This window comes from Azospirillum tabaci (assembly GCF_014596085.1).
Taxonomy (GTDB): Bacteria; Pseudomonadota; Alphaproteobacteria; order Azospirillales; family Azospirillaceae; genus Azospirillum; species Azospirillum tabaci.
In genome coordinates, this window is record NZ_JACCJY010000044.1 from 16,132 (window position 1) to 41,229 (window position 25,098).

The 25,098-nt window shown below is 69.0% G+C and carries 23 protein-coding genes; 11 read left to right on the plus strand and 12 right to left on the minus strand.

The genetic code is table 11. The annotated features are described in order from the left end of the window. Positions 1 to 66 precede the first annotated feature (66 nt). The 4 genes from H0B54_RS27230 to H0B54_RS27245 all read left to right on the plus strand — a co-directional run bounded on the left by H0B54_RS27230 (position 67) and on the right by H0B54_RS27245 (position 5,803). Complete coding sequence (locus H0B54_RS27230) at positions 67 to 2,469, plus strand: methyl-accepting chemotaxis protein (protein ID WP_094306657.1); 2,403 nt, start codon at positions 67 to 69, stop codon at positions 2,467 to 2,469. A gap of 136 nt (positions 2,470 to 2,605) precedes the next feature. Beyond that, positions 2,606 to 3,829, plus strand: coding sequence for an O-antigen ligase family protein (locus H0B54_RS27235; protein WP_246472881.1), 1,224 nt, complete (start codon positions 2,606 to 2,608; stop codon positions 3,827 to 3,829). 2 nt (positions 3,830 to 3,831) lie between these two features. Then, positions 3,832 to 4,770 (plus strand): glycosyltransferase family 9 protein, encoded by a 939-nt coding sequence (locus tag H0B54_RS27240; protein ID WP_188262930.1) that lies wholly within the window; start codon positions 3,832 to 3,834, stop codon positions 4,768 to 4,770. 28 nt (positions 4,771 to 4,798) lie between these two features. Then, positions 4,799 to 5,803: a lysylphosphatidylglycerol synthase transmembrane domain-containing protein gene (locus H0B54_RS27245; protein WP_211109593.1), complete on the plus strand. Its 1,005-nt coding sequence runs from the start codon at positions 4,799 to 4,801 to the stop codon at positions 5,801 to 5,803. Here the strand turns inward: H0B54_RS27245 and queG are convergent. The 11 genes from queG to H0B54_RS27300 all read right to left on the minus strand — a co-directional run bounded on the left by queG (position 5,781) and on the right by H0B54_RS27300 (position 16,192). Continuing rightward, positions 5,781 to 6,836 carry a tRNA epoxyqueuosine(34) reductase QueG gene (queG, locus tag H0B54_RS27250; RefSeq protein WP_188262932.1) on the minus strand — a complete coding sequence of 352 codons (1,056 nt, stop codon included), beginning with the start codon at positions 6,834 to 6,836 and terminating at the stop codon, positions 5,781 to 5,783. The two genes, H0B54_RS27245 and queG, sit on opposite strands and share 23 nt — an antisense overlap. A 67-nt stretch (positions 6,837 to 6,903) precedes the next feature. Continuing rightward, positions 6,904 to 7,368, minus strand: a complete 465-nt coding sequence (gene queF / locus H0B54_RS27255) for a preQ(1) synthase (protein WP_188262933.1) — start codon at positions 7,366 to 7,368, stop codon at positions 6,904 to 6,906. Further along, entirely contained in the window at positions 7,361 to 8,563 is a 1,203-nt protein-coding gene (gene tgt / locus H0B54_RS27260) for a tRNA guanosine(34) transglycosylase Tgt (RefSeq protein WP_188262934.1), read from the minus strand. Before tgt ends, queF begins: the two co-directional genes overlap by 8 nt. Next, the gene (gene queA, locus H0B54_RS27265) at positions 8,563 to 9,582 is read right to left on the minus strand and encodes a tRNA preQ1(34) S-adenosylmethionine ribosyltransferase-isomerase QueA (RefSeq protein ID WP_188262935.1); all 1,020 of its coding nucleotides are present in this window, start codon (positions 9,580 to 9,582) and stop codon (positions 8,563 to 8,565) included. The genes tgt and queA overlap by 1 nt, the downstream gene beginning before the upstream one ends. A 72-nt stretch (positions 9,583 to 9,654) precedes the next feature. Further along, positions 9,655 to 11,001, minus strand: a complete 1,347-nt coding sequence (locus H0B54_RS27270) for an ABC1 kinase family protein (protein WP_188262936.1) — start codon at positions 10,999 to 11,001, stop codon at positions 9,655 to 9,657. 51 nt (positions 11,002 to 11,052) lie between these two features. Then, complete coding sequence (locus H0B54_RS27275) at positions 11,053 to 11,508, minus strand: type II toxin-antitoxin system VapC family toxin (RefSeq protein WP_188262937.1); 456 nt, start codon at positions 11,506 to 11,508, stop codon at positions 11,053 to 11,055. A gap of 71 nt (positions 11,509 to 11,579) precedes the next feature. Beyond that, positions 11,580 to 11,729: a FitA-like ribbon-helix-helix domain-containing protein gene (locus tag H0B54_RS27280; RefSeq protein ID WP_188262938.1), complete on the minus strand. Its 150-nt coding sequence runs from the start codon at positions 11,727 to 11,729 to the stop codon at positions 11,580 to 11,582. A gap of 76 nt (positions 11,730 to 11,805) precedes the next feature. Next, a complete protein-coding gene (locus H0B54_RS27285) occupies positions 11,806 to 13,230 on the minus strand; it encodes an FAD-binding oxidoreductase (protein ID WP_188262939.1) in 1,425 nt (474 codons plus the stop codon). A 179-nt stretch (positions 13,231 to 13,409) separates the two neighbouring features. Further along, positions 13,410 to 13,811, minus strand: a complete 402-nt coding sequence (locus tag H0B54_RS27290; RefSeq protein ID WP_172428710.1) for a bacteriohemerythrin — start codon at positions 13,809 to 13,811, stop codon at positions 13,410 to 13,412. Positions 13,812 to 13,892: 81 nt separating this feature from the next. Continuing rightward, positions 13,893 to 15,698 (minus strand): M3 family oligoendopeptidase, encoded by a 1,806-nt coding sequence (locus H0B54_RS27295; RefSeq protein WP_188262952.1) that lies wholly within the window; start codon positions 15,696 to 15,698, stop codon positions 13,893 to 13,895. A 137-nt stretch (positions 15,699 to 15,835) separates the two neighbouring features. Further along, a complete protein-coding gene (locus H0B54_RS27300) occupies positions 15,836 to 16,192 on the minus strand; it encodes a hypothetical protein (RefSeq protein ID WP_188262940.1) in 357 nt (118 codons plus the stop codon). Between the two features lie 246 nt (positions 16,193 to 16,438). Here H0B54_RS27300 and H0B54_RS27305 point away from each other — a divergent pair, with 246 nt between their 5' ends. After that, positions 16,439 to 17,566 (plus strand): extracellular catalytic domain type 1 short-chain-length polyhydroxyalkanoate depolymerase, encoded by a 1,128-nt coding sequence (locus H0B54_RS27305; protein ID WP_188262941.1) that lies wholly within the window; start codon positions 16,439 to 16,441, stop codon positions 17,564 to 17,566. Between the two features lie 183 nt (positions 17,567 to 17,749). Further along, positions 17,750 to 19,672, plus strand: a complete 1,923-nt coding sequence (locus H0B54_RS27310) for a propionyl-CoA synthetase (protein ID WP_188262942.1) — start codon at positions 17,750 to 17,752, stop codon at positions 19,670 to 19,672. A 75-nt stretch (positions 19,673 to 19,747) separates the two neighbouring features. On the opposite strand, the gene H0B54_RS27315 is transcribed toward H0B54_RS27310, so the two are convergent. Continuing rightward, complete coding sequence (locus H0B54_RS27315) at positions 19,748 to 20,044, minus strand: DNA-binding protein (RefSeq protein WP_188262943.1); 297 nt, start codon at positions 20,042 to 20,044, stop codon at positions 19,748 to 19,750. Positions 20,045 to 20,314: 270 nt separating this feature from the next. On the opposite strand from H0B54_RS27315, the gene H0B54_RS27320 reads away from it, so the two are divergent. The 5 genes from H0B54_RS27320 (at position 20,315) to H0B54_RS27340 (ending at position 25,096) form a co-directional block, all read left to right on the plus strand. Beyond that, positions 20,315 to 21,277 carry a sulfurtransferase gene (locus H0B54_RS27320; protein ID WP_188262944.1) on the plus strand — a complete coding sequence of 321 codons (963 nt, stop codon included), beginning with the start codon at positions 20,315 to 20,317 and terminating at the stop codon, positions 21,275 to 21,277. Positions 21,278 to 21,349: 72 nt separating this feature from the next. Next, positions 21,350 to 22,588 carry a YeeE/YedE family protein gene (locus H0B54_RS27325; RefSeq protein WP_246472883.1) on the plus strand — a complete coding sequence of 413 codons (1,239 nt, stop codon included), beginning with the start codon at positions 21,350 to 21,352 and terminating at the stop codon, positions 22,586 to 22,588. 211 nt (positions 22,589 to 22,799) lie between these two features. Continuing rightward, complete coding sequence (locus H0B54_RS27330; protein ID WP_014239953.1) at positions 22,800 to 23,309, plus strand: sigma-70 family RNA polymerase sigma factor; 510 nt, start codon at positions 22,800 to 22,802, stop codon at positions 23,307 to 23,309. Next, the gene (locus H0B54_RS27335) at positions 23,309 to 24,256 is read left to right on the plus strand and encodes an anti-sigma factor family protein (protein ID WP_188262946.1); all 948 of its coding nucleotides are present in this window, start codon (positions 23,309 to 23,311) and stop codon (positions 24,254 to 24,256) included. The genes H0B54_RS27330 and H0B54_RS27335 overlap by 1 nt, the downstream gene beginning before the upstream one ends. A gap of 174 nt (positions 24,257 to 24,430) precedes the next feature. Beyond that, positions 24,431 to 25,096 carry an SGNH/GDSL hydrolase family protein gene (locus tag H0B54_RS27340; RefSeq protein WP_188262947.1) on the plus strand — a complete coding sequence of 222 codons (666 nt, stop codon included), beginning with the start codon at positions 24,431 to 24,433 and terminating at the stop codon, positions 25,094 to 25,096. The last annotated feature ends 2 nt before the right edge of the window (positions 25,097 to 25,098 follow it).

The window sequence follows — 25,098 nt, forward strand, 5'->3', positions numbered from 1 at the left end:
CTTAGCGACAAAGGCATGACGACGGCCAACACACAAAGGCCGTACGATCCGGGGGAGCCCGATTTCATGACGATTGGAACGCGGATTGCGCTCGGTTTTGCGGCGGTCCTACTGATGACGGTTGCCGTGGCGTTCGTTGGTTGGAACAGCCTGCGCACCTACGCCGGACGTGTCGATCTGGCGGCGCACACCGCCGAGCTGGACGCCCGATTGAAAACCGTGCGGATCGAGGAAGCCCGCTTCGTCACCGAGCGCGACGCCAAGGCCGCCGACAATGTTCCCGGTATGCTGGACCGGCTGCGCGACGAGGCGCAGGGCACGCGGTCCGCGCTGGAGGACGCCGGCAGCGTCCGGCTGGTGGACGAGATCCTGGCGGGCATCGCCGGCTATCGCAGCGCCTTCGCCAATTTCGTGGCCCAGGACAAGGAGGCGCGCGCCCGCACCCAGAGCATGGAAACCCGTGCCCAGGCCCTGCGGGAGATCGCGGAAAAGATCGGCAAGCAGCAGTCCGACCGCTACGACCAGAACATGATCAGCCTGAAGGACGCGGAGCACGCCGTGCGGCAGAGCCGCGACACCTCCGACCGCGCCGACCGGCTGATCGAGATGGTGCTGGAGGCGCGGCGCCTTCAGTCCGACTTCGCGCACACCCGCAACCCGGCCACGATGGCCGCCGCCGGGGAGGCCATCGCGGCGCTCCTGGCCAACGCCGAGGCCATCGAGAAGGATCTCGTCGGCACCAACGACGAGGAACTGGCCCAGCGGATCGTCACCATCGCCGGCGCCTACCGGATGGTGTTCGATCAAGCCCGCGGCGAGGGCGCCGGCGAGCCGGCCAGCGGCCGCATCCAGGCGCTGGATCGCCACGCCCACGAGATCCAGAACCTCGCCCACGAGATGCAGGAGAACCAGGCGATGGTCTCCAGCGCGCTCCAGGAGGCCGCGAATTTCGCCCAGAGCGAGGTGAACGAGGCCGTCCAGCTGCGCGGCATCGCCATGCGCCTGATCCAGGGCGCGCAGTCCGCGATGCTGGGGCAGCGCGACTTCATCCTGATGAACGGGGAGGATGCCCGCGCCCGGGTGCATGGCGCGGTCAAGGAGACGCTGGCCCTCGCGACCCAGGCGGGAGCCGTGCTCGTCGATTCGGAAGGGCGCGCGTTGATCGCCGCCATCACCGAGGCGGCCCAGGCCTTCGACGGGGAGTTCGCCGCCCTCGTCACCACCAGCGAGAACCAGCGCGCCGCCTCCAAGACCATGGCCAAGGCGGCCGGCGACGTCAGCGAGCAGGTGGCCCGTCTTGTCTCCATCCAGCGCGACGACCGTGAGAACGGGCGGAGCGGGGCGGAGCTGATCATCATCATCGGCGCCGCCGTGGCGCTGGCGCTCGGCATGGTCATGGCCTGGATCATCGACCGCGCCATCACCCACCCGATGCACGCCATGACCAAGGCGATGGGGCGGTTGGCCGAAGGCGATCTGACGGTGGACATCCCCGGCGGCGACCGCAAGGACGAGCTGCGTGCCATGGCCGACGCGCTCAGCGTCTTCAAGGAGAACGCCCTGGAGATGCAACGCATGGAGGGCGAGCGGGAGGAGATGCGCCGGCAGATCGACGCCGACCGCCGCCGCACCATGAACGAGTTCGCCAACGGCTTCGAGCAGGCGGTGTCGGGCGTCGTCCTGTCGCTGACCGAGTCCGCCGGCAATCTGGGCCGCGACGCGCAGGAGATGTCGTCGGACGCCGCCCTGACCACCGCCAAGTCGAGCGCCGTCGCCGCGGCGTCGGAACAGGCGTCGAGCAACGTGCAGACCGTCGCGGCGGCGGCGGAGGAACTCTCCTCCTCCATCGCCGAGATTTCCCGCCAGCTCAACAGCAGTTCGCAGGTGGCGGTCGGCGCGGCGGCCAAGGCGACCGAGACCAACGGCATCGTCGAGGGGCTGGCCGAAGCGGCGCAGCGCATCGGGCAGGTGGTGGATCTGATCGGCGAGATCGCCGAGCAGACCAACCTGCTGGCCCTGAACGCGACCATCGAGGCGGCACGGGCCGGGGAGGCCGGCAAGGGCTTCGCCGTGGTGGCGACGGAGGTCAAGAACCTCGCCGGCCAGACCGCCAAGGCGACCGAGGAGATCTCCAGCCAGGTGGCGCAGATGCAGGCGGCGACGGGTGGGGCGGTGGGCGCCATCCGCACCATTTCCGACGCGGTCGGCACCATCAGCAGCACGGTCACCGAGATCGCCCGCGCCATGGAGCAGCAGGGTCTCGCCACCCGTGAGATCGCCCAGAACGTCAACCAGGCCGCCGAGGGCACGCAGGAGGTGATGCATCACATCGCCGAGGTGACCAACGCCGCCACCAAGACCGGCGGTGCCGCCGACGCGGTCCTGAGCGCCAGCCGCACGCTGGCCCGGCAGGCCGAGCATCTGCGGTCCGAGGTGCAGGGCTTCCTCAACAAGGTGCGAACCGCCTGAGCCGTCCTCCACGGGGCGTGTCCTCCATCGCGGGGGCGGGGCCGAAAAATCCCCCGGCCCGTCCCCGTTGCTTTCGCACGGGGCATCTGTTAAGCCGCGCCGTGCCTCACGGACGCGAGATCTCATGGACTTCCCCTTGTCACAGCGCGATTCCACACGGGGGATTCCCGACGCGGTGCTGGCCGGTCTGGCCGGCGTCGCGGCGGTGGCGCTCGGCCCGCTGGCCTCAATCGCGCCGCGCGGGCTGCCGGTCTGGGCCATCCTGATCGCCCTGATCGGGTTGGCCGGTCTGGCCCGCCGCGACGCCCTGGGGCGGCTGCAACGGGCGATGCCCGGCACGGCGGTGGTTCTGGCCTTCCTGGCCCTGGCCTCGCTGTCCATCCTGTGGAGCCCGTCGCCGCGCGCCGGCCTGACGGTGGTGGAGATCGGCTACATCGGGTTCGGCGCCCTGGCCGGTGGGGCGTGGCTGTCCTCGCTGCCGGGGGTGGAGGCGCGGCGGCTGATCGGTCTGTTCCTGATCGGCGTGTTCGCCGGGGTTCTGCTGTTCGCGGTGGAAGCCGCCCTGGATTTCCCAGTGCACCGTTGGTGGAACCATGTGCCGGCCGGGACCGAGATCGCCGAGACCAACGTTCCCAAGCGCACCGCGGTGCTGCTCTGCCTGCTGGTCTGGCCGGCGGCGATGGCGCTCGACCGGGCCGGCCGGCGCGGGGCGGCGGTCGCGCTGCCGGCGATCTTCGCCGGCGCCTGCCTGCTGCTGACCAGCCGGTCGGCCATGCTGGGCATCGCCGCCGGCGGGGTGGCCTTCGCGCTGGCCGTCTGGTCGCCGCGGCTGGTTCGCGGGGTGTTGGCGGCGATCCTCGCGGTGGCCTTCACCTTCGTGCTGCCGCTGGCTCTGCTGTTCGACCGCGTGCTGAACCTGGATGGGGCTCCCTGGCTGTTTCGGTCCGCCCAGCATCGGGTGGAGATCTGGGGCATGGCGGCCAGCCGGGCGCTGGAGACGCCCGTCTTCGGGCAAGGCATCGACGCCTCGCGCGCGCTGGAGCCGGACGGGGCGGTGTCGCGTTTCGGCACGCTGACCGACAGCCTGCTGCCGCTGCATCCCCACAACGCCTTTCTGCAGGTCTGGTTGGAGCTTGGCGCCGTCGGCGCCGCGCTGGCTTTGGCGGTGACGCTGCTTCTGCTGTTCGGCACGGGGCGGATGGAGCGGCGGCTGCAACCTTTCGCGCTGGCCTTGTTCGCGTCCGGCCTTGCCATGGCGAGCACGGCCTACGGGATCTGGCAGGCTTGGTGGATGGGCGGCATGCTGGCCGCCGGCTTGATGCTCCGGTTGGCCGCCCGCACCCCGGCGGGGGGAGAGTAACCGTGGACAGCGGCACCGAATCCCGCCGCGTCCTGGTCATCAAGCTGGGGGCCTTCGGCGACTTCATTCTCGCCCAGACCGCCTTTTCGGCCATCCGGCGGCACCACGCCGCCGATCATCTGACGCTGCTGACCCTGCCGTCCCTGGCGCCGCTCGCCCGCCTCAGCGGCCTGTTCGACGAGGTGCTGGAGGACCCGCGCGAGCGCTCGTTCGGCGCCTACCGGCGCGTCCGCCGACAGCTGCGTGCCGGACGCTTCGACCGGATCTACGATCTCCAGGCGCAACGGCGCACGGACCGCTACTGGTGGCTGCTCGCCCCCGGTCCCTGGCCGGAGTGGTCGGGCACGGCGTGGGGCGCCTCGCACCGCGACCAGTATCCGGGCCGCCGCAAGGTCCCGGCGACCGAGCGCTACATCCGGCAATTGGCCCCTTTCGGAATCGTGCCGGACGCGGTGCCGGATCTGTCCTGGCTCGATGCCGACATCGGCGGGTTCGGCATCGCCGCGCCCTATGCGCTGCTGATCCCCGGCTGCTCTCCCGGGCGGCCCGAAAAGCGCTGGCCGGTCGAACGCTACGGCGAACTGGCGTGCGCGCTGGCGACGCGTGGAATCACGCCGGTCGTTCTGGGCACGGCGATCGAGGCCGATCTTGCGCGGGTCATCATCGCCGCCTGCCCGCAGGCGGTGGACCTGACCAGCCGCACCAGCGTGCCTGAGATCGCCGGGCTGGCCCGCCGGGCCTGGGGGGCGGTCGGCAACGACACCGGGCCCACCCATCTGGTCGCCGCCGTCGGCTGCCCGACTCTGGGACTTTTCTGCGACGCCTCCATCCCCATCCAGGCCAATGGACCGCGCATGGTCGTTCACCATCGGCCGTCCTTCGCCGACATGGACGTGGCGGGTGTGCTGGCGGCGATGGACGCTCTTCCGCCGAACCGGTAGAGTGCCGGCCGGCTTTTCTCCAGGAGTCATGAAGGATTTGAGCAGCCAGGACGCCAGCGCCATGCCCACCGAACCGGTCACCCTGCCCGAGGGAAAGCCGGGCGGGCGCCTGATGCTGCTTGCCAAGCTGGCGGTGACCCTGGCGGTTCTGGGCGTGCTGGGTGTCAAGGCGGACTGGCCGGCGCTGCTGGCGCGCGTTGCCGGAGCGGACCCGGTCTGGCTGGGCGCCGGTTTCCTGGCCAAATTTCTGTCGGTGGTCTGCGCTGCGGAGCGCTGGCGCGACTCCCTGTGGGCCGCGGGCGAACGGGTGTCGCATGGCTTGGCGATGCGGCTGATGTTCACCGGCCTGTTCTTCGGACAGGTGCTGCCGGGCGCGTTGGGCGGCGACGTGGTGCGCGGCTGGCTGACCTACCGGGGCGGGGCATCGTCCTCTGCCGTGGTGCTGGCGCTGGTGCTGGACCGGCTGCTGGCGCTGGTCGGCTGCATCCTGCTTCTGTTCCTCGGCCTGCCGCATCTCGTCGCCACCGCGCCGCCCTCGGTCGCCTGGGCCGGGCCGGTGGCGGTCGTTCTGCTCGCCGTCGGCCTTCTGGCGGGGCTCCAGGTGGACCGTATTCCTCTGCCGGGCATCCTGTTGCGCCCGCCGGTCCGGGCGGCGCAGGCGCAGGTGGCGCGGCTGCGCGGTGCCTTGTTCGGCCGGCCGGCGCTGGTCGGGCTGCTGCACAGCGCGGCGGTGCATCTGTGCACCATTTTCGCGGTGATCGCCTACGCCCAGGCGCTGGGCATCCCCGTCCGGGTCCTGGACGCGCTGGCCGTGGTTCCGATGACGATCTTCGCGGCGGCACTGCCCATCTCGTTGAACGGCTGGGGCGTGCGGGAAGGGGCCTTCGTCGCCGGCTTCGCGCTCTACGGCCTCGGCGCCACCGACGCGCTGGCCCTGTCGCTGATGATCGGGCTGTCGGTCACCCTGTCGTCCCTGCCCGGTGGCCTGCTCTGGCTCAGCCTGAAGGGTGCTAAAGAGGTTGGGCGGCCCTGAGCCGGGCCAGCGCCCAGCCCGCGGCGTCCCGCACCACCTCGCTTGGGTCCTCCAAAAGGCGTTCGGCCACGGCGGCATGGCGCGGAGCGCCGCTGTTGCCCAGAGCCACCAGCACGTTGCGCACGAAACGGTCGCGCCCGATCCGCTTGATCGGCGAACCGCTGAAGACCTGCCGGAAGCCGGCGTCGTCCAGCTGCGCCAGATCGGCCAGCCGCGGCGCCGTCAGCTCCGCCCGCGGCAGGAAGGCCGCCTCACGCGAGCGCCGGGCAAACTTGTTCCAGGGGCAGGCGGCCAGACAGTCATCGCAGCCGTAGATGCGGTTGCCCATAAGGGGGCGCAGTTCCTCCGGGATCGGTCCCTTGTGCTCGATGGTCAGGTAGGAGATGCAGCGCCGCGCGTCCAGCTGGTTGGGGGCGGGGAAAGCGGCGGTGGGGCAGGCGTCCAGGCAACGCCGGCACTGGCCGCAGCGGTCCACCCCCGGCGGGTCCGGCGGAAGCTCCAGCGTCGTGTAGACCTCGCCGAGGAACAGCCAGGAGCCGTGGGACCGTGACACGAGGTTGGTGTGCTTGCCCTGCCAGCCCAGCCCGGCCTTCTCGGCCAGCGGCTTCTCCATCACCGGGGCGGTGTCGACGAAGACCTTCAACTCCGCCTTGAAGCGGTGGGCGATCCACTGGCCCAGCGTCTTCAGCCGGCCCTTGATGAGGTCGTGGTAGTCGCGGTTCTTGGCATAGACCGACACGATGCCGCGGTCGGGATGCGCCAGCAGGGCGCGTGGGTCCTCCGCCGGGACGTAGCTGGTGCCGAGCGCGATGACGGTGCGCGCCTCCGCCCACAGGGCCTGGGGATGGACGCGGCGGTCGGCCTTGTCCTCCATCCAGCCCATGTCGCCGTGCCGGCCCTGGCGCAGGAATTCCGCCAGCCGCGCCTTGGCCTCCTCGCCCAACTCCGCCCGCGCGAAGCCGACCGCGTCGAAGCCCAGCGACAGAGCGCGGTCGCGGATGGCTTCACGGGTGGAGGTGTCTGGGTCGGGCATGGTGGTTTTGAACTGCTTAACCCTCTCCCCTCCGGGGAGAGGGGGCTTTTGCTTGGGGTGGTCCGGATCAGCCGCGGCCGCGGTAGGTCTGGACGTCCTGCGACGGAATCCACACGCCCTTCGGCGGCTCGCTGGTGGCATAGAACACATCGATGGGGATGCCGCCGCGCGGGTACCAGTAGCCGCCGATGCGCAGCCACACCGGCTTCAGCTCGTCGACCAGACGCTTGCCGATGCCGACGGTGCAGGCCTCGTGGAAGGCGCCGTGGTTGCGGAAGCTGGTCAGGAACAGCTTGAGCGACTTGGATTCGACCAGCCACTCGCCCGGCACGTAGTCGATCACCAGATGGGCGAAGTCCGGCTGGCCGGTGATCGGGCAGAGCGAGGTGAACTCCGGCGCGGTGAAGCGCACGACGTAGTTCTCACCGGGGTTCGGGTTCGGCACGCGCTCCAGCACCGCCTCTTCCGGCGTCTTCGGCTGGACGGTGGCGCCGCCGAGCTGCGTCAGGCCAGAATAGATATTCTCAGACATCGGCGGATTCCTTCTTCGCGGGCTTGGCCGGCTTGGCCGGCTTGGCCTTCAGGGAGGCCAGCGGGTCCTCGGTGGCCGGGACGTCGCCTTCGTTCAGGCGGGCTTCCAGCGCGCTCGCGACCTCCTCGAACCGGCCATCCTCGATGGCCTGCCGAAGCTCGGCCATCAGGTCCTGGTAGTAATGCAGGTTGTGCCAGGTCAGCAGCATCGGCCCCAGCATCTCGCCCGCCTTGAACAGGTGATGCAGATAAGCACGGCTGTGATTCATGCAAGCGGGGCAGCCGCACTCCTCGTCCAGCGGACGCTCGTCGTGGGCGTGGCGGGCGTTGCGGATGTTGATGGTGCCGCGCCGCACGAAGGCCTGCCCCGTGCGGCCCGAGCGGGTGGGCATCACGCAGTCGAACATGTCGACTCCGCGCCGCACCGCGCCGATCAGGTCGCTGGGACGGCCCACGCCCATCAGGTAGCGCGGACGGTCCGTGACCATCAGCGGCTCGGTGAAGTCGAGCACGGTGAACATCGTCTCCTGGCCCTCGCCCACGGCCAGCCCGCCGATGGCGTAGCCATCGAAGCCGACCTCGGTCAGGGCCGCCACGCTCTCCGCCCGCAGGTCCGCGTAGACACCGCCCTGCACGATGCCGAACAGGCCGTAGCCGGGCCGCTCGACGAAGGCGTCCTTGCTGCGCTTCGCCCAGCGCATCGACAGGCGCATGGACGAAGCCGCCTGGGCCTCCGTCGCCGGGAAGGGGGTGCACTCGTCCAGGCACATGGTGATGTTGCTGTCCAGCAGATGCTGGATCTGGATGGAGCGCTCCGGCGTCAGATGGTGCTTGCTGCCGTCGAGGTGGGATTTGAAGGTCACCCCCTCCTCGGTCATGGTGCGCAGGTCCGACAGGGACATCACCTGGAAACCGCCGCTGTCCGTCAGGATCGGCTTGTCCCAGTTCATGAAGCGGTGCAGCCCGCCCAACTGCCCGACGCGCTCCGCCGTGGGGCGCAGCATCAGGTGGTAGGTGTTGCCCAGCAGGATTTCCGCGCCGGTGGACTTCACGGCGTCGCTGGTCATCGCCTTGACGGTGGCGGCGGTGCCCACGGGCATGAAGGCCGGGGTGTTGATGACGCCGTGCGCGGTGGAGACCCGGCCGCGCCGGGCGCGCCCGTCGGTCTTCAGAAGCTCGAACCCGATCCCGGTCATCACACCCTCCGGAGCAGCGACGCGTCGCCGTAGCTGAAGAAACGATAGTTCTGGCCGATGGCGTGCGCGTAGGCCGCCTTCATCGTGTCCATGCCCGCGAAGGCGCAGACCAGCATGAACAGGGTGGAGCGGGGCAGATGGAAGTTGGTCAACAGCAGGTCCACGATCTTGAAGCGGTAGCCGGGGGTGATGAAGATGTCGGTGTCGCCGCTGAAGGCCCGGATGCTGCGGTCGTCCAGCCCTGCCGTCTCCAGGATGCGCAGCGCGGTGGTGCCGACCGACACGATCCGCCCGCCCGCCGCGCGGGTGGCGTTGATGGCGTCGGCAGTTTCGGGGGAGACCTCGCCCCACTCGCTGTGCATGCGGTGCTCGGCGATGTCGTCCACCTTGACCGGCAGGAAGGTCCCGGCTCCGACATGCAGCGTCACCGGCACGCGGCGGATGCCGCGCGCGTCGAGCGCCGCCAGAAGCTCCGGCGTGAAGTGCAGCCCGGCGGTGGGGGCGGCGACGGCGCCCTCCCGTGCCGCGAAGACGGTCTGGTAGTCCGCCGCGTCCTGCTCGTCCGCCTCGCGCCGGATATAGGGGGGCAGGGGCATCCGGCCGTGGCGGTGCAGCGCCTCCATCAGCGCCGGCCCGCCCTTGGAGAAGCGCAGGCGCACCTCCATCCCGTCCTTGGCGACGACCTCCGCCGCGAAGTCCTCGGCGATGGCGATCACGTCGCCGGGCTTCAGCCGCTTGCCGGGGCGGGCGAAGGTCGCCCATTCCCGCTCGCCCTCGCGCTTGTGGAGCGTGATCTCCACCCGCACCTCGCCGCGCCGGCCGTCCAGCCGGGCGGGGATGACGCGGGTGTCGTTGACGACCATCAGGTCGCCCGGCTCCAGCAGGGCGGGCAGGTCGCGCACGGTGCGGTCGTGCAGACGCTCCGCCACGTCGAGCAGACGGGCGGCGTCACGCGGCTTGGCCGGATGCTCGGCGATGCGGTCCGGCGGAAGGTCGAAGTCGAAATCGGCGGTCTTCATGGGAGCCGCTCGTATAGACCAAAGCGGTGGGACGGGGGAAGCATTACGAGTCGGCGCTTACTCGGGTTGGGATCATTCGGGCAGGGGGAGGCCCTGGGCGGTCAGGGCGGCGGTCTGGCGGGCGTGCAGCACATCCACGTCGAAGCCTTGGATCATTTCCTGGAACAGCCGGTACCAGTTCACCTCGGCCTGGAGATGCAGGAAGACGGAGCCCAGCCCGATGGCCGCGCGGTCCATGAAGACGAACTCCCGCGGCACCTCCACCCCGCCGACGCGGCGCAGCTCGGCATGGACCTTGGCGGCGGTCTCGCGGCCGTAATGGCCGGAGTTGGTCTCCTCGATGCGGCGGCTGCGGTCGTCCATGATGGGGGCGTAGACGAAGCGCGCCCAGATGTTCAGAACGTCCACCAGCTCCTTGGTCGGGTTGCCGAAGCCCCAGGTGCGGTAGGCCTCCACCGCCTTGTCCTGGTTGCCGGTCTGCAGCGCGTCGTAGAGGTCGATCACCCCCTTCACGAAGCGGGCCGGGAAGACGCGGATGCAGCCGAAATCCAGCAGGTTGATGGACCGGTCGGGGCGCACCGTGTAGTTCCCCAGATGCGGGTCGCCGTGGATGATCCCGTAGCCGTAGAAGGGCACGTACCAAGCCCGGAACATGTTCATCGCCAGCGCGTCGCGGGCGTCCGGCTGGTCCTTGACGAAGTCGAGGATCTTGCGGCCCTCCACCCATTCCAGGCTCAGCAGGCGCCGGGTGGACAGCTCCGGCACCACCGCCGGCACATGAACGCCGGGGGTGTCGGCCAGCATGGCGCGGTAGAGGCGGGCGTGCTTGGCCTCGCGCTCGTAATCCAGCTCCTCGCGCAGCCGGGCGCCGATTTCGGCCTGGATCTGCTTGGTGGAGATGGCGCTGTCGGTGCGTTCGAAGATGGCGAAGATCAGCCCGAGCTGGCGCAGGTCCGCCTCGACGGCGGAGGCCATGTCAGGGTACTGGAGCTTGCAGGCGAGGGTCTGCCCGTCCAGCCCGACGGCCCGGTGCACCTGCCCCAGCGAGGCCGCCGCCGCCGCGGTCTGTTCGAAGTGCCGGAAGCGTTTGTGCCAGGCGGGCCCCAGTTCGCTCGCCATGCGGCGCTTGACGAAGGGCCAGCCCATCGACGGGGCGTCGGCCTGGAGCTGCGACAGCTCCTGCACATACTCGCGGGGCAGGGCGTCGGGGATGGTGGACAGCAGCTGCGCCACCTTCATCAACGGTCCCTTCAGCCCGCCCAGCGCGGCGCGCAGTTCGGCGGCGTGGCGATCCCGCTCCAGGGGAATGCCCAGCACCCGTTCTCCGGCGAAACGGGCCGCAAGGCCCCCTACGGCGGTCCCGACCCGCGCATACCGCGCGATCCGGCCGCCAAGCCTGTTCTCATCCGTGTTCGGCATGCCGAATAGGTGGGTGCGGCGGGGCCGAAAGGCGAGTCCCCTGGCGTCGCCTCAGGTGGCGGGGCCGATCCGGACCAGACCCGTCAACCCGCTTCGGGCGGCGGCTTCCGCCAATTTGCGGTCAGCGGTCACCAGTCCCGCGTTCCTCGACCGAGCGAGAGCCAGACAGAGGCAATCGACCAATGGATGCCGAAGTGTGCCGCTGAGGTCGAGCGCACGCTCCGCCACATCCACCGCCGGAGTCAGCGTCGGCGGGAGTTGAGCGACCAATCCTCGCAAGCGGCCCAAGAGCATATCGGCATCCGACTTTTCCAAAGTGCCCGTGTGGACTCGCTTGGCCAGCGCTGCAGCCACTTCTATGAGCAAAATATCGGGTGCCAGCAGCGGCTTTTCCTGGGCAAGGAACGCAAGTGCGTCTGAGCTTGCGTCTTCCCTGATGATCCATTTCACGGCGACACTGGCGTCCACGACGACCGCTTGGCCCACCACGCTCACCGGTCGCGCCATTCACGGATCAGCGGCGTGCTGTCGGGAAGCACACCGTATTTGCGGGCAAGTTCGTCCTGCTCCCGCTGGAGTTACTCAATGAGCGCCGCACGGCCGGGGCGTGCGGCCTGCGACAGGATGGCGCCGACCTCCTCCTCGACCGAACGCCCGTTGATCGCGGCGCGTTCGGTCAGAGTCGCGTGCAGCGCTTCGTCGATTTCGAGCCTGACGATCTTGCCCATTTCGCTCTCCTGGGGATCGGTGACACTGTAACCCGCTTGCGCGGGATGGTGCCACCGTTCCGCAGGATTACCGAACTCACTCGCCCGGCGCGATGTTCTGGTTCACGCAGAACAGGTTGGTCGGGTCGTATTTCGCCTTCAGCACCCGCAGGCGTTCGTAGTTCGGCCCGTAGGCGGCCTGGACGCGCTGCTCGTCGTCGGTGACGAAGTTCACGTAGACCCCGCCGGTGGCGTAGCGGGCGGCCTGGTCAGAAACGCCGCGTGCCCATTGGATGCAGGCGCTGTCCTCCGGCGGAGTGTTCCAGCGCGCGTGCACGTTCATGACGAAGAGGGCGTCGCGGTGCGGGTAGGCGGTGGCGTCCGCCGGCACGCGGTTGGCCGCAGCGCCGAGCAGGCCGACGAAGATCTCGCATTGGTCGGAGGGCAGTCTCCCGGCCTCCTCGACCAGCATGTCGATCAGCCCGTCCTCCAGCCCCGTGAAGTTCTGCGATTTCCAGTAGTTCCGCGCGCCCGGCACCAAGAGCGGGTCGAAGGCCGCCTGCCACGCCGCGTAGGGCATGAGGCCGACATGCTCCCCGACGGGCGTGCCCAGCGACAGCACCGGTTCCAGCGCCTTGCGGGCCGCCGCCTCGTCGTCGCTGGCGCAGATGACAGGCATGACCACCACCTCCTTGCCGTGCACCTCCGGCGGCAGGAAGGGCAGGGGCGGCGCCTTGCGCAGCACCATCCAGGCGGTGGCCTCGTCCGGCAGGGCCGCCGTGGCGTCGCGGTAGCGGCGCATCAGGGCGCCGGCCCCGGCGAAGGGATGGACGACCAGCCCGGCGAACACCATCGGTCCCACGGGATGCAGGCGGAAAGTGAAGGAGGTGACGACGCCGAAGTTGCCGCCGCCGCCGCGGATGGCCCAGAAGAGGTCGGCGTTCTCGTCGGCGCTGGCGCGCAGGAACTTCCCGTCGGCGGTGACCACGTCGGCGCCCAGCAGATTGTCCACCGTCAGACCGTATTTGCGGGTCAGCCAGCCGAACCCGCCGCCCAGCGTCAGCCCGGCGATGCCGGTGGTGGAGTTGATGCCGACCGGCACGGCCAGCCCGAAGGCCTGCGTCTCCCGGTCGAGGTCGCCCAGCGTAGCGCCGGGGGCCACCCGCGCCGTCCGGCTGACCGGGTCGACATGGACGAAGCGCAGGGCACCGAGGTCGATCAGCAGGCCGCCGTCGCACAGGGAATTGCCGGCGATGTTGTGACCGCCGCCGCGCACGGAAACCAGCAGCCCGTTCTCCCGCGCGAAGCGCACCGCCTGCATGACGTCGGCGGCCCCGGCGCAGCGGGCGATCAGGCCGGGCCGGCGGTCGATCATGGCGTTCCAGATCGTCCGGGCCTCGTCATAGCCCGGCGACTGCGGAGTCAGCAGCGGGCCGCGCAGACGGGCGGCAAGATCGTTGACGGCGTCCTCGGAAAGGGTCGCGTCCCGCCGGTCGGCGGTGCGAAGCGTGAAATCGCCCATCAAGCACCTCCCACGTCAAAGCAGCAATTTTCGCGAATATCCGGAGTGGATCAGCGCAACAAGGGTAAAGTTGCGCCCATGTTCAGGCCATCCGGGAAAGGGCTCCCTCCGGTGTTCTTCCGGACGGAGCCACCCCTCAATTCGGTGTCTGCGCGGCTTTGACGGCGGGAGGCGGTGGATCAGCCGCCCTGGCTGCGGATCCAGGCGGCGGTGGCACTGTCCATGGTGTTCTTGTGGTTGATGAACCACTCCGGCACGACCTCGGTCAGGTAACCGCGGACGAGCGCCAGATTGCCCGCGGCCATGCGCTTGGCGATGCCTTCCAGCTCCAGACGGACGCGGTTGTGCTCGTGGACGTGGATGGGGGTCGGCGGGAAGCCATACTGGTGCATCAGCTCCTCCTCACGGGCCAGATGGTCGCGGAGGTGCTGGGCGAAGGCGGTGAAATGGGCGGGCAGGTCGGCGTCCGACGCCTTGGCGGCTTCGGCCAGAAGCTCGATGGTCTCCTTGTGGTCGGCGTCGATGATGGCGTTGCCGACTTCCAGGGACGGGCTCCAGGCGGGGATCGAGAGGGTGGGCATGGTGCTCTCCGAAGGGATCATTGGAGGCCACCATACCCATCCCCCGATTGGGGATTCTTGACGTTCGTCAAGAAAACCCGGTCAGGACTGATTTTCCAGCTCGTCAACAAAGCCGCGGATGACGTTCAGACCCTTCTGCCAGAAGGCCGGATCGCTGGCGTCCAGCCCGAAGGGGGCCAGAAGCTCCTGGTGGCGCAGCGTGCCGCCCGCCGACAGCATCGCCAGATACCTCTCCGCGAAGCCCGTCTCCGACTCCTGGTAGACCGCGTAAAGCGAGTTCACGAGGCAGTCGCCGAACGCGTAGGCGTAGACGTAGAAGGGCGAGTGGATGAAGTGCGGGATGTAGGACCAGTAGTTCCGGTAGCCCTCGTCGAAGCGCAGCGCCGGGCCGAGGCTCTCGGTCTGCACCGCCATCCAGATCTCGCCCAGCCGCTCCGCCGTCAGTTCGCCCTCGCGGCGCTCGGTATGGACGCGGCGCTCGAAGTCGAAGAAGGCGATCTGGCGGACCACCGTGTTCAGCATGTCCTCGACCTTGGAGGCCAGCATGATCTTGCGGCACTTCGGGTCCGTCTCGCGGTCGAGCAGGGCGCGGAAGGTCAGCATCTCGCCGAACACCGACGCGGTCTCCGCCAGGGTCAGCGGCGTGTCGGACAGCAGGTGACCTTGCCCACCGGCCAGGATCTGGTGCACGCCGTGGCCCAGCTCATGCGCGAGCGTCATCACGTCGCGCGTCTTGCCCTGGTAGTTGACCAGCAGATAGGGGTGGACGCTGGGCACCGTGGGGTGGGCGAAGGCGCCCGGCGCCTTGCCGGGGCGCACCGGCGCGTCGATCCAGGCGTTGTCGAAGAAGCGCTTGCCGAGCGCGGCCAGATCCGGCGAGAAGCGGCCATAGGCGCCCAGAACCAGATCGCGCGCCTCGTCCCAGCGGATGCTGCGGTCGGCGTCGTCGGGAAGCGGCGCGTTGCGGTCCCAGTAATCCAGATGGTCCTGCCCGAACCACTTGGCCTTCATCGCGTAGTAGCGGTGGGACAGGGCGGGGTAGGCGTCCTTCACCGCCGCGGCCAAGGCGTCCACCACCTCGTCCTCGACGCGGTTGGACAGGTTGCGGGCCGACGTCGGCGCCTTGTAGTTGCGCCACTTGTCGTCGATCTCCTTGTCCTTGGCCAGCGTGTTGGTGACCAGCGCGAACAGGCGGATGTTGTCGCCCATCACCCGGCCGATCACCGTCCCGGCCTCCTTGCGGACCGCGGGGTTGCGGTCGGACAGGCGGTTCAGCGCCTCCGCGCAGGTCAGTTCCTTCCCGCCGATGGGGAAGCGCAAGCTGGCGATGGTCTCGTCGAACAGGCGGTTCCAGGCGGCGCGCCCGACCACATGCTTCTCGTGGAGCAGGCGTTCGACCTCGTCGGAGAGCTGGTGCTCGCGGAACAGGCGGACGTCGCGCAGCCAGGGGGCGTAGCGGGCCAATTCCTTCGACGCCTTCAGCTTGGCGTCCAGGACCTTGTCCTCCAACCGGTTGATTTCCAGCGTGAAGAACACGAGGTGCGTGGAGATGCCGTTCACCCGCTCCTGCGCCGACTGGTAGAACTTGGCGATGGCCGGGTCGGTCATGTTGCCGTTGTAGACCAGCCCGGCGTAGGACATCACCCGCGACAGCACCTCGTCGATGCGCTCGTACTCGCGGATGGCGGCGGCGAAGGCGTTGCCGTCCAGCCCGGCCAGCTTGGTCGCGTATTCTTCATAGAAGTCCTTGGACGCGCGCTCCATCCGCTCCAGGTCGGCCTTCAGCTCCGGCGACTCCATGCCCGGATAGAGGTCCGTCAGGTCCCAGGAAGGCAGGACGCCGAGGTCCGGCCCGTCCCCCGTGGCGGCCAGGGCGGTGTCGGGCATGGTGGTCTTGGGAGCGCCAAGGAAATTGCCAATCGGGTGCCGGGTGGCGCTGCGGGTCATCTGTCCCTCCGTTCTGTGCTTGGAACGGGATATAAGCGCCGCGCGGGTTCGGGGGAAGGCTGTGCTGTGGTGCCCGCTCAGGAAGCCTGGCTTTCCTGCGCGCGGCGGATCGCCGCCTCCACGCATTGCAGGTGCAGCTTCTTGCGGGCGAGCTGGCGGGTCCGCCGTTCCTCCAGGTCGGTGGTGGGCATCGCCTCGATGGCGCAGCCGCGCCAGCCGTTGCCGTCCAGCGCGCGGGCGACCTCCGCATAACCGAAATAGCCCTTGTCCGGCTGCTCCCACGGAGCGCGGAAATCGGCGCGGCGCAGGACGAAGCGGTTGGACTGGCTGGACCCACCGAGACTGGTCAGCCGGGCCACGATCAGCCGCTCGCCGTTCGGATGGATGACGGTCAGGATCGGGCGGATGCCGAAGACGGGCGGGTCAATGCTCATGGGGACATGCATAGCGTTCCGGTCTCCAATAGGCCAGAGACAAGGCCGTAGGAGAGGGAGCCGGACGATGGACAGGAGGTCACGGCCTGCGAAAAATGAACGCAGCCATACGCAAGTATGCGCTTGATCGTCCGATTTAAAATTTAGCGGTTCACAAGTGATTGTTGCGCGCCTTCCATGGGAAATGATGAGACGATTTGCTTCCTGACGAATCAAATCTCGGGACGCGGGAAGGAGAAGGCGGCGATGACATTGTTGGTGCGCTTACGAAAGCCGGTGCTGGCGGCGTTCTTCCTCTTGTCGTGGCTTCTGCCCGCCGCCGCGGTGCAGTCCCAGACCCAACCGGCCCCCGTCGAACTGCCCGTCGGCAGCTATGACGCGCAGGGCACCGCCCTGTCGGCTCTGGTCTATGTGCCGGACAGCGTGCGGGGGCGCGGCAAGGCGCCGCTGCTGGTCCTGCTGCACGGCTGCGAGCAGGACGCCCGGACCTTCTTCGAGGATTCGGGCTGGAAGGACATGGCCGACGCCCATGGCTTCGTCGCCCTGCTGCCGGCGCAGAAGCACAACCTGTTCTCCATGGTGGGGACGGGAGGCTTCGGGCGTTACGGCAACCCGCTCGGCTGCTTCAACTTCGCCGACCGGCTGAACAGCCCGCTGAAGGGCTTCGTGCCGAGCGAGGCGGCGGCCATCGCCTCGATGGTCGGCGCGGTCGTCTCCGGCAAGGGGCTGGGCGCCAACGGCCCGACGGTGGACGCGGAGCAGGTCTCCGTCACCGGCCTGTCGGCGGGGGCGGGCATGGCCGCGGTTCTGCTGGCCGACTATTCGCACCTCTTCGCGGGCGGGGCGCTCTTCGCGGGCGTGCCGGTGATGTGCGCGCAGAGCATGCAGTCGGCCGCGTCGCTCTGCGGCATCTCCGTGTCGCGCGGCTGCGCCGAGGTGAAGGCGCGCTCCGGCGGCTACGACAGCCGCGAATGGACGAAGGCGATCCAGCGCGCCCAGCACCCCGTGGGGCGTCCGCGCGTGCTGATCGTCCAGGGGACGGCGGACTGCACCGTGGACCCGCAGAACGCCCTTTACCTGACCAACCAGTGGACGGCCTTCCACGGCCTGAAGGCAAATTCCCCCGTGGTCATCGGGCAGGAGCCGTCCTGGCCGGAGCGCGCCGTGCGACAGGGTTACGCCCCGGCGGGCGCCAACGCCCTGTGGGTGGAGACGGTGCTGCTGAAGGACGTCGGCCATGTCATGCCCATCGACACCCACAACCCGCAACGCCCCTGCGGGCGGGTGCGGGTGTCGGAGACGAAGACCTACATCGAGGATGTCGGCTTCTGCGGCGCGGCGCTGGCCGCCGGCTTCCTGCAACTGGAACAGTAACACCCGCCGAAGGGGCGGAGGGCGGGTTCAGCGCTCACCAAAGTGGTGCGACAGCCCGCCGCACCTTCCGGAATGCCGTTTGCCAAACGATGCAGATTTGACGCAGATTGGGGCCGCCGCGTGAACGTTCATTGCGCGGCTGCGGAGAAACGCGAACCAAACAAAATATAAGGGACGCCCCCCATGAGCCAAAGCTCGGCCGATCGCTACAACCAGATCCACGCCCGCTCCCTGTCCGATCCCGACGGATTCTGGGGCGAGGCGGCGGAAGACATCACCTGGATCAAGCGCTGGGACAAGGTGCTGGACGACAGCAACGCGCCCTTCTACCGCTGGTTCACCGGCGGCGTCCTGAACACCTGCTACAACGCCGTCGACCGCCATGTGGAGGCCGGACGCGGCGCCCAGGCGGCGATCATCTACGACAGCCCGGTCACCAAGACCGTGCAGACCATCACCTACGCCGAACTCCAGGATCAGGTCGCCCGCTTCGCCGGCGCGTTGCGCGCCCAGGGCGTGGAGAAGGGCGACCGCGTCATCCTCTACATGCCGATGATCCCGCAGTCGCTGGTCGCCATGCTGGCCTGCGCGCGTCTCGGTGCGGTGCATTCGGTGGTGTTCGGCGGCTTCGCCCCGCACGAGCTGGCGACCCGCATCAACGACGCCAAGCCGAAGGCCATCGTCTCGGCCTCCTGCGGCATCGAGCCGAACCGCGTCGTCAAGTACAAGCCGATGCTCGACGCCGCCATCGAGCAGGCGGAGCACAAGCCGTCGAGCGTCATCGTCTTCCAGCGCCCGCAGGAGACCGCGACCCTGGTCGAGGGCCGCGACGTGGACTGGGCGGAGGCCGTCGCCAAGGCCGAGCCGGCGGAGTGCGTGCCGGTGGCCGCGACCGACCCGCTCTACATCCTCTACACCTCCGGCACCACGGGCCAGCCGAAGGGCGTCGTCCGCGACAACGGCGGCCACGCCGTGGCGCTGAAGTGGACGATGAAGAACATCTACAACGTTGAGCCGGGCGAGGTGTATTGGGCGGCGTCGGACGTGGGCTGGGTGGTCGGCCACTCCTACATCGTCTACGGCCCGCTGCTGCACGGCTGCACCACGGTGGTGTTCGAGGGCAAGCCGGTCGGCACGCCGGACGCCGGCACCTTCTGGCGGGTGATCGAGCAGCACAGGATCGGCACGCTGTTCACCGCCCCGACCGCCTTCCGCGCCATCAAGCGCGAGGACCCCAACGCCGAACTGCTGAAGAAGTACGACCTGTCGCATTTCCGCGCCCTTTTCCTGGCCGGCGAGCGGTCGGACCCCGACACGCTGCATTGGGCCGAGGACAATCTGAACGTTCCGGTCATCGACCATTGGTGGCAGACCGAGACCGGCTGGGCGATCTCCGGCAACCCGCTGGGCGTGCAGCTCTTCCCGATCAAGTACGGCTCAGCCACCCGCCCGATGCCGGGCTGGGACGTGCAGATCCTGAACGCCGAGAACAAGGAGGTGCCGCGCGGCGACATCGGCGCCATCTGCGTGAAGCTGCCGCTGCCTCCGGGCACGCTGCCGACGCTGTGGAACGCCGACGACCGCTACAGGAAGTCGTACCTGTCCGACTATCCCGGCTACTACCAAACCGGTGACGCGGGCTTCATCGACGACGACGGCTACGTCTACATCATGGCCCGCACCGACGACATCATCAACGTCGCCGGCCACCGCCTGTCCACCGGCGGCATGGAAGAGGTTCTGGCCAGCCACAAGGACGTGGCGGAATGCGCGGTGATCGGCGTCGCCGACGACCTGAAGGGGCAGGTGCCGCTGGGCTTCCTCTGCCTGAAAGCCGGCGTGACCCGCCCGCACGAGGAGATCGTGAAGGAGGTGGTCCAGTTGGTGCGCGAGCAGATCGGCCCGGTTGCCGACTTCAAGCGCGCCGTGGTGGTGGAACGCCTGCCGAAGACCCGCTCCGGCAAGATCCTGCGCGGCACCATGCAGAAGATCGCCGACAACCAGGACTACAAGACCCCCGCAACCATCGACGATCCGGGCATCCTGCCGGAGATCGCCGAGGCGCTCCAGTCGCTGGGCTACGCCAAGGCGCATCAGCCCGGCTGACCGCTTCCGCCGGCACAGGCGCCGCGTTCCAAGCCCCTTCCCCGGCACCATCCGGGGAAGGGGTTTCTTTTTCGGCTATGTCTTGTCCAGCGCGGTCAGGGAATCGTCCAACTCGTCCAGCCGGGCCTGTTCGGCCTCCAGTTCCGCGAGCGCGCGGCGGGCGTTGGCGATGTCGAGGTCGAGCTGGTCGCGCCGCCGCCGGATCAGCTCCTCCAGCGGGGTCAGCTCCGCCATGGCCAGCGCCTGGGCAATCGCCGCGTTGCTGCCGCCGCCCAGCGCCAGCCGCACCATGCGCGTGGTCGGCCGGATGCCCTGAGCCTCCAGGTGGCGGGCGGTGACCAGGATTTCGATGGTGTCGTGATGGCGTGCCATGGCTCCGCCCTTATGACGCAGTGCAGGCAATCTGCCAAGCCGCGCGCCGAAATCGTGGTTCATCCACACGCAGCCGCACGCAGCGGCGAATTGCCACAAACTTCTGCGGAAACACTCATTCCCGCTCCTGGGAACGAAGCGCTCTTGCGATAAATCTATTTTCATAGTAGATTTATATACATAATAACACAAGGATTGCCGTTCAATCTGGGGCGCCAGTCTCTCGCTTCACCGATCCGCTTCCGCACCGCTGACGAACCAGGAGACACGATGAACACGCCGCTGCCCTCCAAAATCCGCTTGGCCAAGCGCCATTTCGCCGCCGCCTTCGGCGTCCTGCTGGCGACGACGATTTCCGGATCCGCCCTGGCCGCCGCCCCAGAGGGGCCGCTGGTCACCACCGACTGGCTGGAAAAGAACCTCAACGACCCGAAGGTGAAAATCATCGAGGTCAGCGTGAATCCCGGCGTCTATGAGCGCGGCCACATCCCCGGCAGCGTGAACTTCTCCTGGCACACCGACCTGAACAACACCGTCCGCCGTGACATCGTGGGCAAGGAGCAGTTCCAGGCCCTGCTGTCCAAGGCCGGGGTGGAGAAGGACAGCACGGTCGTCCTCTACGGCGACACCAACAACTGGTTTGCCGCCTGGGGTGCCTGGGTGTTCGACATCTACGGCGTGGACAATGTGAAGCTGCTGGACGGCGGCCGCAAGAAGTGGGAGGCGGAGAACCGCGCCCTGTCCACCAAGCCGGCGGAAGTGAAACCCAGCAACTACGCCGTCTCCAAGGTCGACACCGGCCTGCGCGCCCGCCTGTCCGACGTGGTGGCGGTGGCCGACGGCAAGAGCGACGCCAAGCTGGTGGACATCCGTTCGCCCGACGAATACCAGGGCAAAGTCTTCGCCCCGCAGGGCATCCAGGAGCTGTCGATCCGCGCCGGCCATGTGCCGGGCGCGGTGAACGTCCCCTGGGGTAAAGCGGTGAACGAGGCCGACGGCACCTTCAAGCCGGTGGCGGAACTGAAGGCGCTCTACGCCTCCGTCGGCATCGACGGCTCGAAGCCGGTCATCACCTATTGCCGCATCGGCGAGCGGTCGAGCCACACCTGGTTCGCCCTGTCCAAGCTGCTGGGCTATCAGGTGAAGAACTACGACGGGTCCTGGACCGAATACGGCAACGCCGTCGGGGTCCCGGTGAACAACCCTGCCGGTACGGTCTGGGCGGCCAAGTGACGGGGGGCCATGGATGGATGGCCAACTGACGCCCGTCGCATGACGGCCCGGACCCGCAATGGGGAGCCCGCCTTGCGGGCTTCCCCGACGCCCCGCTCAGCCTCCGTCCCGGCATCCGGCGCCAAAGCGCTGGCCGGGCGGGTGCTGCTTCCCTTGCTCCTGACCGGCGCCGTCGTCGCTGCGGCCCAGTCGCTGGCCGCTCAGCCCGGCGGCGGTCCGTCGCTGGCCTTTGCGCTGACGCTCGGCGCGGTGTTCGGTGCGCTGCTGCAGCGGACGCGCTTCTGCTTCCTCTGCCACGCCCGCGACTTCATCGACCGCCGCGACCCGCGCGGCCTGCTGGCGATCCTGCTTGCCCTGGCGGTGGGAACGGTCGGCTATCACATCGTCTTCGGCGCCTGGGTGCCCAACCCGGTCGCCCCGCGCCTGCCGCCCGACGCCCACATCGGCCCGGTGAGCTGGGTGCTGGCGCTGGCCGGTCTGGCCTTCGGGCTGGGGATGGCGGTGTCGGGCTCCTGCATCAGCGCCCATCTCTACCGGCTGGGCGAGGGCTCGCCGGTCTCCCCCTTCGCCCTGGTCGGGGCGGCGGGCGGATTCCTGCTCGGCTTCCTCACCTGGAACGACCTCTACCTGTCCACCATCATCACCGCCCCGGTGGTCTGGCTGCCCCATCATCTGGGCTATGGCGGGTCGCTGGCGGTGCAGCTTCTGGCGCTCGGCGGCCTTGCGGCTCTGCTCTGGCGCTTCCGCGCGGTCGCCGCTTCCGAAGCGCCGGCCCGCAAGCCACCGGACACCCTGACCGGCCTGCTGCGCTCCTGGTTCGACGGGCGTTGGCCCTACTGGATCGGCGGGCTGGGGGTCGGGTTGATCGGCTTTCTGGTGATCCTGCGGCTGAAGCCGCTGGGCGTCACCTCGGCCATCGGCAGCGCCGCCCGCCAGTTGGGCAGTGAGGTCGGGCTCGTTCCCCTGCGGCTGGAGGGGCTGGACGGCTTCGCCGGCTGCGCCACCGTTCCGGGCGACACATGGCTGACCCCGAACGGTCTTCTGGTCGCCGGTCTGGTCGTCGGGGGCTTCGCCGCCTCACTCGCCGCCGGCCAGTTCACCCCGCGCCGCCCGACGCTGAGCGACGCCGCGCGGGGCCTCGGCGGCGGGCTTCTGCTCGGTTGGGGCAGCATGACCGGGCTTGGCTGCACGGTCGGCACGCTGCTGTCCGGCACCATGGCCGGCGCCCTGTCAGGCTGGGTGTTCGGTCTGACCGTCCTGGCCGGCGTGTGGGCCGGTCTGACCCTGCCGCGGCGCTTTGCCCGGACTTGACCGAACGCTCCGCCCCGATTTCGCCGAATTTTTGCTGCACGCGCATCAAAGTCTGGAATAAACGATAAGCGGGGGGCGTTCATCCTGGCGTACCGGGTCCTGCAGGGGGCTCGGCCCTGGGAGGGCGCGCCACCCGTTCCTACCTGAAGGAGTGCCATGATCCGCCACCCGGCGGTCCGTGGAGCCTTCGAGGCAACAATCGGGTGCGCGGTTGAGCACGTTCGGGGTCGAGCTGGAAGTCCACATTGCGTCGTTGCGCCGCTACGCGCGCGCGTTGCTGCGCAACCGTTCGGATGCCGAGGATCTGGTGCAAGAGGCGTTGACGCGCGCGGTGGCGCGCGCCGACACCTTCAAGGCGGGGACGAATCTGCGGGCATGGCTTTTCACCATCCTGCACAACGTCCATGTCAATCAGGTCCGCTCCAAAGCGTCGCGGCCCGACGAGGTCGATGTGGACAGCGTCGAGTCGAAGCTGGTGACGCCGGCCCGGCAGGAAGAACGGGTGGAGTTGCGCGAGATGATGCGCGCGCTCGACGACCTGCCGGAGGAGCAGCGCAAGGTGCTGCTCCTCGTCGCGCTGGAGGGCCTGAAATACGAGGAGGTCGCCGAGACGCTCGGCGTTCCGATCGGGACCGTCATGTCGCGCCTCTCACGGGCGCGCGAGGCGGTCAGGGCGAAGCTGGCGAACGAGGGCTCGGTGGCCCTCAGGCGGGTGAAGTGATGAACGCGCATTGCGTAACGGACGACGAACTGCATGCCTACGTGGATGGGCAACTGGCTCCGGAACGCCGGCTCTTCGTGGAGCGATGGCTGGCCGACGACCCCGATGCCGCCCGCCGGGCCGAGGATTACCGCGCCCAGGCCGCGCTGCTGCACGAACTCTTCGACCCCGTGCTGCGCGAGCCGGCCAGCGGCCCGGTCGAGGAGCTGACGGGCAAGCTGCGCGGGCGCATGCCCGGCAACGACAACGCCGCCCCCTGGCACGCCCGCTCCTGGGTGCGCATGGCCGCGGCGATCATGCTGATCGTCGGCGGTGCCGGCGGTGGCTGGCTGGGCCGCGGCGCTGTCGACCAGTCGCCGGTCGTCCAGCAGCGCCAGACGCTCCAGACCTTTGCGGAGGAGGCCACCCAGGCCCACCGCTTCTACACCTCCGACGAGCGTTTCCAGGTCGAACTTGGCGCCGACAACCAGGACGAGCTGAACAGCTGGCTGTCCAAGCGCGTCGGGCGCGACGTGTTCGGCCCGGACCTGGGCAAGGTCGGCCTGCGGCTGATCGGCGGGCGGTCGCTGCCCACCGAACTGGGGGCCGGCGCCCAGTACATGTACGTGAACGAGGCCAACAAGCGCGTCACCCTGTTCGTCGGCGCCCCGCGCTCCGGCAACCAGGCGAAGTTCGGCTTCTCGCAGAACGGCGACGTGTCGACCATCTACTGGGTGGAAGGCCCGCTGGCCTACGCGCTGGCCGGGCGGATGTCCAAGGAGGACCTGCTGCGCGTCGCCGAGGCCGTCTACAACGACGTCAAGGCCGGCCCGCGCCGCCCCGAGCCGCAGCAGAACGAGAACCAGAACCAGCAGCCTCCGCAGGACCAGCAGCCCCAGCAACAGCAGGAGCAGCAGCCGGGCGGTGTCCAGCCGATCAGCGACACGCACAAGCCGAAAGACAGCTGAGACGGGGAGAGTGCGTTTTGCGAGGGGCTCCCGCCGCCCCTCGCGCTCCCCTGCCACGGGGTGGCTGGACCTTCGAGCCATCGCGTCGGGATGGCCCGCCACTCTTGCTTTCCCGGTTTACTCCCACCCTACCGCCGCTCCACTCTATGCCGACGACGGCGTGGAACGTGGGGCATGCGGGACTGGTACTTCATCGGCGACAGCCACGTGCAATCCTTCGAGGTCGCTGCGGCGCTCCGCCTGCTGAACCGCAAGGCGCGTTGCCTGCTGGTTCCCGGCGCCACCTCGATCGGGCTGCGAAACCCGGAAAGCCAGACCCACGCCGTCGCCCTGTTCAAAGAGGCGCTTCTGCCCGCCCTTGCGGACGCCATCCCCGTCATCCAGCTTGGCGAAGTCGATTGCGGTTTCGTCATCTGGTGGCGGGCGCAGAAGCACGGCGACAGTGTCGAGCGGCAGTTGGCGGACTCGGTGGCGGCCTGCGCCGCCTTCGTGGACGATCTGTTGGACGCCGGCTATCCCACGCTGGTGCTGACCGGGGCGGTGCTGCCGACCATCCGGGACGGCCAGAGCCAGGGCAAGGTCGCCCGCGCCCGGCATGAGGTGACGGCCACGCTGCGCCAGCGCACCGAGCTGACCCACCGCTACAACGCCCGCCTGCGGGACGAGGCGGAGGCGCGCGGGCTGCCTTTCGTCGACATAACCCCGTGCATCACCGATCCGGAGAGCGGGCTGGTCGCCGAGGAGTTCCGCAACCGGAACCCTCGCGACCATCATCTGGAGCCCGTCCGCGCCGCGGAGGTCTGGGCGGAGGCGCTGAACAGGCTGGACCTGCCGCCCTGATT